1 protein-coding gene is annotated in these 460 nt (G+C 44.8%); it reads right to left on the bottom strand.

The features are described 5' to 3' along the window. Window positions 1–278: 278 nt before the first annotated feature. The coding region (locus A3750_RS26765) for a hypothetical protein (RefSeq protein ID WP_231871717.1) at window positions 279–460 on the bottom strand (182 nt) is incomplete at its 5' end.

The raw sequence follows: 460 nt of genomic DNA, 5'->3' as shown, positions 1-460 counted from the left end.
TATGCAGACCAGGTATTTGAGCCTGCCTAACGAAATCTAACCGAGCGGCTGTTGGTGAACAATAAAGTTACTAACAAATGGTTCCATAAGGTACTGATTTTTACTCGACCGGATTTTGTCACGACTAAATATAGTTGTTAACAAAATTGATGCCTAATGAAGTCAGCTACCACACCAAAGCGGACATTGCGCAAGTCGAAAACCTCCATCTGAAATGTGAGAAAAGCGGACGTTAAGTTAAGGCTGAGCTCTGAATAGGGCTACTGGAAAAGCAGACATTAGAACGCCCAGCTCACCGCGCGTAGTAATGTTGGCGACTTTGCTGCGTGTTTTGCAGGAAAGGTGCAAACATTACGGAGTCCGGTGGAGCTGCTGGTTATGTTGTCTTTGATTGAACAAACCTCGATAAACCAAGCACGATTAGCAAGCTTGATAAAATACCAAGGCCCGCCCCGGTATA

Source organism: Oleiphilus sp. HI0079, assembly GCF_001635105.1.
This window is presented reverse-complemented; position numbering and strand designations above follow the sequence as displayed.